Below are 7,235 nucleotides of genomic sequence, written 5' to 3'. Positions count from 1 at the left end.
TGCCCTGACTTTGCGGACACGGCCTAGGCCGGGGCACCGGGCCGGTGGCGTAGGGCGAAGGGACCCGGTGGACTGCGGCCCGCGTCCGAGGCGGTCCGGGTGTCCCGGTTCCTACGGTGAGGGCACACGATCACGGCGAGGGAGCGGATCATGCCGGTTGCGATCATCACCGGGGCCTCGAAGGGGCTGGGCCGGGCGCTCGCGGAGGCGCTGGCCGGGCGGGGCTGGAATCTGGTGCTCGATGCCAGGGGCGCGGAGGCACTGAGGGAAGCCGCAGAGGCCGTCTCCGGGCACGGCACGCGCGTGACCGCCCTGCCGGGAGACGTCACGGACGCCGCGCACCGGGCGGCACTGGTGTCGGCGGCGGGGCGGCTCGGCGGCGCCGACCTGCTGGTGCACAACGCGAGCGCGCTGGGTGCCGAGCCGCTGGTGCGGCTGGAGGAGCTGCCCCTGGAGGGGCTGCGGCGGGCGCTGGAGGTGAACCTGGTGGCGGGGCTCGGCCTGGTCCAGGAGGCGCTGCCGCTGCTGCGCGCCTCGCAGGCCGGGACCGTCGTGGCCGTCAGTTCGGACGCGGCCTTCGAGGCGTACGAGACCTGGGGCGGCTACGGGGCGTCCAAGGCGGCACTGGACCAGCTGATGGCGGTGCTCGCCGTGGAGGAGCCGGGGCTGCGGGTCTGGGCGGTGGATCCCGGGGACATGGCCACGGACCTGTATGCGGCGGCCGTACCGGAGGATCACGAGCCGCGGCCTGAGCCGGCGGCTGTGGTGCCGGGGTTCCTGCGGCTGCTGGACGAGCGGCCCGCGAGCGGGAGGTACGGGGCTCCGGCTCTCGTGGACGGAGTGCGGTGACGCCGGCCGTGCGGGTGCCGGAGGAGCTGTCGGCCCGGGTGCCGGTCGAGCAGCGGGGCCCCGGGCTGGACCGGGATGCCGTGCGGCTGCTGGTGTCCCGGGGTGTCGAGGTGGCGCATCACACGTTCACGGAGCTGCCGCGGCTGCTGCGGGCCGGCGATCTCCTCGTGGTCAACACCTCGGCCACGCTGGCGGCGGCCGTGGACGGGCGGATCGGGCACGCGCGCGTGGTGGTGCATTTCTCCACGCGCGGGGACGACGACCGCTGGGCGGTGGAGCTGCGGGAGCCCGATGGGCGGGGCACCACGCGTCCGCGTGCGGGTGGGCCCGCGGGTACGCGGGTGCGCCTGCCGGGAGGCGGGTGGCTGGTTCTGCAGGAGCCGCTGAGCGGGCGGAGCGGGCGGAGCGGGCGGCTGTGGTGGGCGCGGGTCGCGGGGCCGGGGGTGCCGGGCCTGCTGCGGGAGCACGGGCGGCCCATTCGCTACGCGTACACGGAGCGCGACCAGCCGTTGTCCGTCTACCAGACGGTGTTCGCGCTGCCGTCCGCGGACGGGGCGGGCAGTGCGGAGATGCCGAGCGCGGCGCGGCCCTTCACGGCGCGGCTGGTGGCGGAGCTGGTGAGCCGGGGCGTGCAGTTCGCGCCGGTCACCCTGCACACGGGGGTGGCGTCGGCGGAGGCGCACGAGCCGCCGTATCCGGAGCGCTTCGCGGTGCCCGGGGCGTCGGCGCGGCTGATCAACGCCGCGAAGGCCGGTGGCGGCCGGGTGCTGGCGGTGGGGACGACGGCGGTGCGGGCCGTGGAGTCGACGGTGGGCGCCGACGGGGGCGCACGCGCGCGTGCGGGGTGGACGGATCTCGTCGTCACACCGGAGCGCGGGGTGCGTGTGGTGGACGGGCTGCTGACCGGGCTGCACGAGCCGGAGGCCTCGCATCTGCTGATGCTGGAGGCGGTCGCCGGGCGGGAGGCGATCGAGCGTGGCTACGAGGCCGCGCTCCAGGGCCGCTATCTGTGGCACGAGTTCGGGGACGTGCACCTCGTCCTGCCGTAGTGACGGCGTGGCAAATCCCTCACACACAGCATCGCTTGTGCAACCAGCGGTGAGACCGCACTCCACCCGGTGTGAGCCCGCGCATAGGACCCACGTCACGTACGAAAGTGCATAGGAGACAAAGCCCCACCTATTGAGCGGCTCAGACGGTCCAGTCTGCCCCGATTTGCCCCTCCCTGATCCACTATCGGGCATCGTACGTCACACCTTTGCCACGCCATTTTGCGGCCGCTAAGAATTGCTGCCGTCGCTCAGCGCCGTGGGTTCACCTCCGCGGCGTTCGTGTCGGAAACACACCGAGTCCAACGCCGGACGCCGAGCGACTCCCGCGCTATTCGAAGAGGTCCACAGCAGCATGCCCAAGAACATCTTCAGCCGTGTTCAGAGTCGTAGCCTGACCCGTCACCACAAGATCGCCATGGCGGGTGTCGCCACCCTCGGCGCCGCCGCCATCGGTTTCTCCGCGGTGCCGAGCGGCGCCTCGACCAAGACCACGACCGAGGCCGCTCAGCCGGCTGCGGTGGCGTTCAGCACCGAGCAGATCAAGGACGTCAAGGCGAGCGTCACGGACCAGATGGCCACTGCCAGCCTGAAGGCGGAGCAGATAGCGGCGAAGAAGAAGGCCGACGCCGCGGCCGCCGCCAAGAAGCAGGCCGCCGCCGCGGCCGCGAAGAAGAAGGCCGAGGCCGCGCGCCAGGCCAAGGAGGCCGCGAGCCGGGCCGCCAAGCGCGCCCAGGTCAAGAAGGCCGCCGCCAAGAGCTACCCGAACAACCTCGACGGCTGGATCCGCGAGTCGCTCGACATCCTGAAGAAGCACAAGATCCCGGCGTCCTACGACGGCATCCACCGCAACATCATCCGGGAGTCCTCGGGCAACCCGCGGGCGATCAACAACTGGGACATCAACGCCATCAACGGCATCCCGTCGAAGGGCCTGCTCCAGGTCATCCCGCCGACCTTCAAGGCGTACCACGTCCCCGGCACCTCCTGGGACATCTACAACCCGGTCGCCAACATCACCGCCGCCTGCAACTACGCGGCTGACAAGTACGGCTCGATGGACAACGTCAACAGCGCGTACTGAGGCCGGCGCGGACCTCTCTGCATCGCTGAACGAACGCCGAAGGGCGGCACCCTCCTGACGGGGTGCCGCCCTTCGGGCGCGGTGGAGCGGTGACTACTCGCTGGTGACTACTTGCGCATGACCTCGGGCTCGTGGCGGCGCAGGAAGCGGGCCACGAAGAAGCCGCAGATCACGCCGAGCGCGAGGAGCGCGCCCATGTCCATGGCCCAGGCCCCGACCGTGTGCTCCCACAGCGGGTCGGTGTCGCCGGCCGTCTCGGGCGGGCTGATCTTGTTGAAGTCCAGTGTGGCGCCGGAGGCGGCGACCGCCCAGCGCGACGGCATGAGGAACGAGAACTGGTTGACGCCGATCGAGCCGTGCAGCGTGAACAGACAGCCCGTGAAGACGACCTGGATGATCGCGAACATCACCAGCAGCGGCATGGTCTTCTCGGCGGTCTTGACCAGCGACGAGATGATCAGGCCGAACATCATCGAGGTGAAGCCCAGCGCCATGATCGGCACGGACAGCTCCAGCAGCGTGGCACTGCCGAAGACCAGGCCCTCGTCAGGGATCTCCCGGCTGGAGAAGCCGATGACGCCGACCAGCAGGCCCTGCAGGACGGTGATCATGCCGAGCACGAACACCTTCGACATCAGGTACGCCGAGCGCGACAGGCCGGTCGCGCGCTCCCGCTCGTAGATGACCCGTTCCTTGATCAGCTCGCGGACCGAGTTCGCCGCGCCCGCGAAGCAGGCGCCGACCGCGAGGATCAGCAGGACCGTGGTGGCCGTGCCGTTCGGGATGATCCGGCCGGTCTGCGGGTTGGCCGGGTTGGGCAGCAGGCCCCGGTCCGCGTCGATGAGCAGGCTCACCGCGCCGAGCACGGCCGGCAGGATCACCATCAGGGCGAGGAAGCCCTTGTCGGACGCGATCACCGAGACGTAGCGCCGCACGAGCGTGACGAACTGGGACATCCAGCCCTGCGGCTTCGGCGGCTTCATCGCCTGCATCGGCGGAACCTGTACGGACTGCGGCGCTACGGCGTCGATGTCCGCGGCGTACATCTGGTAGTGCTGCGAGCCCTTCCAGCGGCCCGCCCAGTCGTAGTCGCGGTAGTTCTCGAAGGCGGAGAAGACATCGGCCCAGGTGTCGTAGCCGAAGAAGTTCAGCGCCTCCTCCGGCGGCCCGAAGTAGGCCACCGAACCGCCGGGCGCCATCACGAGCAGCTTGTCGCACAGCGCCAGCTCCGCCACGGAGTGGGTGACGACGAGGACCGTACGGCCGTCGTCCGCCAGGCCGCGCAGCAGCTGCATGACATCGCGGTCCATGCCCGGGTCGAGGCCGGAGGTCGGCTCGTCCAGGAAGATCAGCGACGGCTTGGTGAGCAGCTCCAGGGCCACGGAGACGCGCTTGCGCTGGCCGCCGGACAGGGACGTGACCTTCTTGTCCTTGTGGATGTCCAGCTTCAGCTCGCGCAGCACCTCGTCGATACGGGCGTCGCGCTCGGCGGCCGTGGTGTCGGCCGGGAAACGGAGCTTGGCCGCGTACTTGAGGGCCTTCTTGACGGTCAGCTCCTTGTGCAGGATGTCGTCCTGCGGGACCAGACCGATGCGCTGGCGCAGCTCGGCGAACTGCTTGTAGAGGTTGCGGTTGTCGTAGAGGACCTCGCCCTGGTCGGCCGGGCGGTAGCCGGTGAGCGCCTTGAGCAGCGTCGACTTGCCGGATCCGGACGGGCCGATGACCGCGATCAGCGACTTCTCCGGGACGCCGAAGGAGACGTCCTTGAGGATCTGCTTGCCGCCGTCGACCGTGACGGTCAGGTGGCGCGCGGAGAAGGACACCTCACCGGTGTCGACGAACTCCTCGAGCCGGTCGCCGACGATCCGGAACGTCGAGTGGCCGACGCCGACGACGTCGGTCGGGCCGAGCAGCTGCGTGCCGCCCTTGGGGATCGGCTGGCCGTTGACGTACGTGCCGTTGTGCGAGCCCAGGTCGCGGATCTCCATGCGCCCGTCGGGCGTCGAGTGGAACTCGGCGTGGTTCCGGGAGACCTGGAGGTCGGAGACGACCAGCTCGTTCTCCAGGGCACGGCCGATGCGCATCACGCGGCCCAGGGAGAACTGGTGGAACGTGGTCGGGCTGCGGTCGCCGTAGACCGGCGGCGCCCCCGCGACGCCGCCGGGGCCCTGCTGCTGCGGGATGTGCGCCGCGTGCTGCTGCGGCTGCTGCCAGCCGGCCTGGGCCTGCTGCTGCGGGGCCTGGGGCTGCTGCTGGTAGGGCGCCTGCTGGGCGGGTGCCTGCTGGGCAGGGGCCTGCTGGGCCCAGCCGGGGTTCGCGCCCTGAGCGGCGTACGGCTGCTGCTGCGGCTGGGCCTGCGGCGTGGCGACGGAGGCGGCGGCACCGGAGAAGTCCAGGCGCGGGCCGTCGGTCGCGTTGCCCAGGTTGACCGCAGAGCCCGGGCCGAGTTCCAGCTGATGGATCCGCTGCCCCTGCACGAAGGTGCCGTTGGTGCTGCCATGGTCCTCGATGACCCAACTGCGGCCGTTGAAGCTGACCGTGGCGTGACGCCAGGAGACCCTGGCGTCGTCGAAGACGACGTCCCCCTGCGGATCACGTCCGAGGGTGTAGGCCCTGGACGGATCGAGCGTCCAGGTACGTCCGTTTGATTCCAGTACGAGTTCCGGCACTCCATGCCCCACTGAGTTGTCCCCCGAGTTACCCCCGACATGGGGAGTCTAGGGATGTCGAACATCGGGGGGAACTATTTCAGTAGCGGCCGCCTGACCGAAAGTCGGGCCTCGTGAAGAGCGTGTACGGAGGCATCTGCCGATTCCGTTGACGGGGTTGAAAACGGGCCGGAGAGTGGTATTTCGACGCGAGGGGGACATGCGCGGTGTTCCCGCCGCGCAGCGGATCGGGGGGTCTGCCATGGGTGCCGGTACAGGTGTCGGGACGGCGAGGGACGGCACGCGCGTGCCGTGGGGGGACGTGCTGATGTCCGCCGTCGCCGCCGTGAGCTGGGCGTTGGTCGGGATGGCGGGTACGGCTGCGCTGGGTCTGCGGCTGCTGGAGGCGGACACGGCGGGCTCGTTGGGGCCGATGACCGCGGCGGTGGTGGCCCTTGGGGCGGGTGGTTCGGTCACACCGTCCGGTGATGTGTCCGCGTTCGGCCTCACGGGCGCGCAGGCGGACACGGCCATCGAGATCACGCCACTGGGGGTGAGCCTGGTCGGAGCGTTGCTGCTGTCGTACTTCTTCCTACGGTCCTTGCGGGCGGCGGGAGTTGTGACAGCGCCGGCCGAACTCCTCGCGCGTGCGGGCGCGGTGGTCGCGCTGTTCGTGGCGATGCTGGGCGGGCTGGCGTGGGCGGGGCACGACGTCATCACGATCGACGGCGGCGCGCTGGGCCTGGACGACCTGGCGGGCGGGGACGGTGGAGACGGCCTGGAGATTCCCGGGCTGGGGGACATCGGGGGGTTGCTGCCGGACCGGATCGGCGACCTGGTCGACGCGCGGGCGGCGGTCGGTTTCACGGTCGACACCGCGCCCACGCTGCTCGGCGGGGCCGGCTGGTCGGCCGGGATCCTCCTCATCGCCCTGCTCGCCTCGCGCCGCACGCCGCTGCCCCGGGGCTGGGAGGCCGTGCACCGGGTCGTGCGGCCCGCCGTTTCCGCCGTGGTGACCGTGCTGCTGGTCGCGGTTGCGGCGGGGCTCGCGGCGGCGGCGTACGCGGCGACCGGCGACGACCATCCCCGGCGCATCGCCGGCGCGGCGCTGCTCGGGGCGCCTAACGGAGTGTGGCTGGGCGTCCCGATCGGCCTGCTCGTGCCGTGGGACGGCCGGGCCACGGGTGAACTGACCCGCCTGCTGCCGGACCCCCTGGACGACCTGCTCGCGGTCCGCTCCGACCAGCCCGTGACGCTGGGGCGGCTGGCCGAGCTGGACGGGCGGGTGTGGCTGCTGGGGGTGGCGGCGGCGCTGATGATGCTGCTGGCGGGGGTGTTGACAGCGGTGCGGACACCGGTGCCCGTGCCCGGTCCTGGGAACGTACGGGGTTCGGGTGCGCTCGGTTTCGCGGGGCGGTGTGCGCTGCGACTGGCGGTCGTGACCGCGCTGACCCTGCCACTGCTCGCCTGGCTGACGGACGTGTCCGTGACCGCCTCGCTGTCCGTCCTCGGCTTCGACGCGTTCGGCGCGGGCATCGACCTGCACGGGCACCTCGGCATGGCCCTGCTGCTGGGCGCGGTGTGGGGCGCAGGGGCCGGGGCGGT

General features: G+C 71.4%; 5 protein-coding genes. 4 read left to right on the top strand and 1 reads right to left on the bottom strand.

Going from position 1 to position 7,235, the window contains the following annotated elements; genetic code table 11:
- Positions 1–150: 150 nt before the first annotated feature.
- From CCL05_RS41470 to CCL05_RS41460, 3 genes are all read left to right on the top strand, one after another.
- Positions 151–849, top strand: coding sequence for an SDR family NAD(P)-dependent oxidoreductase (locus CCL05_RS41470; RefSeq protein ID WP_086565725.1), 699 nt, complete (start codon positions 151–153; stop codon positions 847–849).
- The gene (locus tag CCL05_RS41465; RefSeq protein WP_086565724.1) at positions 846–1,898 is read left to right on the top strand and encodes an S-adenosylmethionine:tRNA ribosyltransferase-isomerase; all 1,053 of its coding nucleotides are present in this window, start codon (positions 846–848) and stop codon (positions 1,896–1,898) included. The genes CCL05_RS41470 and CCL05_RS41465 overlap by 4 nt, the downstream gene beginning before the upstream one ends.
- Before the next feature lie 355 nt (positions 1,899–2,253).
- Positions 2,254–2,982: a transglycosylase SLT domain-containing protein gene (locus tag CCL05_RS41460; protein ID WP_086565723.1), complete on the top strand. Its 729-nt coding sequence runs from the start codon at positions 2,254–2,256 to the stop codon at positions 2,980–2,982.
- A gap of 107 nt (positions 2,983–3,089) precedes the next feature.
- On the opposite strand, the gene CCL05_RS41455 is transcribed toward CCL05_RS41460, so the two are convergent.
- Complete coding sequence (locus CCL05_RS41455; RefSeq protein WP_208641734.1) at positions 3,090–5,651, bottom strand: ABC transporter ATP-binding protein/permease; 2,562 nt, start codon at positions 5,649–5,651, stop codon at positions 3,090–3,092.
- Between the two features lie 241 nt (positions 5,652–5,892).
- Here CCL05_RS41455 and CCL05_RS41450 point away from each other — a divergent pair.
- Positions 5,893–7,235, top strand: a 1,343-nt coding sequence (locus CCL05_RS41450; RefSeq protein WP_167409722.1) for a streptophobe family protein, incomplete at its 3' end; no start/stop codon positions are given.

Source organism: Streptomyces africanus (genome assembly GCF_002150735.1).
GTDB lineage: Bacteria > Actinomycetota > Actinomycetes > Streptomycetales > Streptomycetaceae > Streptomyces > Streptomyces africanus.
The sequence above is the reverse complement of the archived record's forward strand: the minus strand, read 5'-3'. Positions and strand labels throughout refer to the sequence as shown.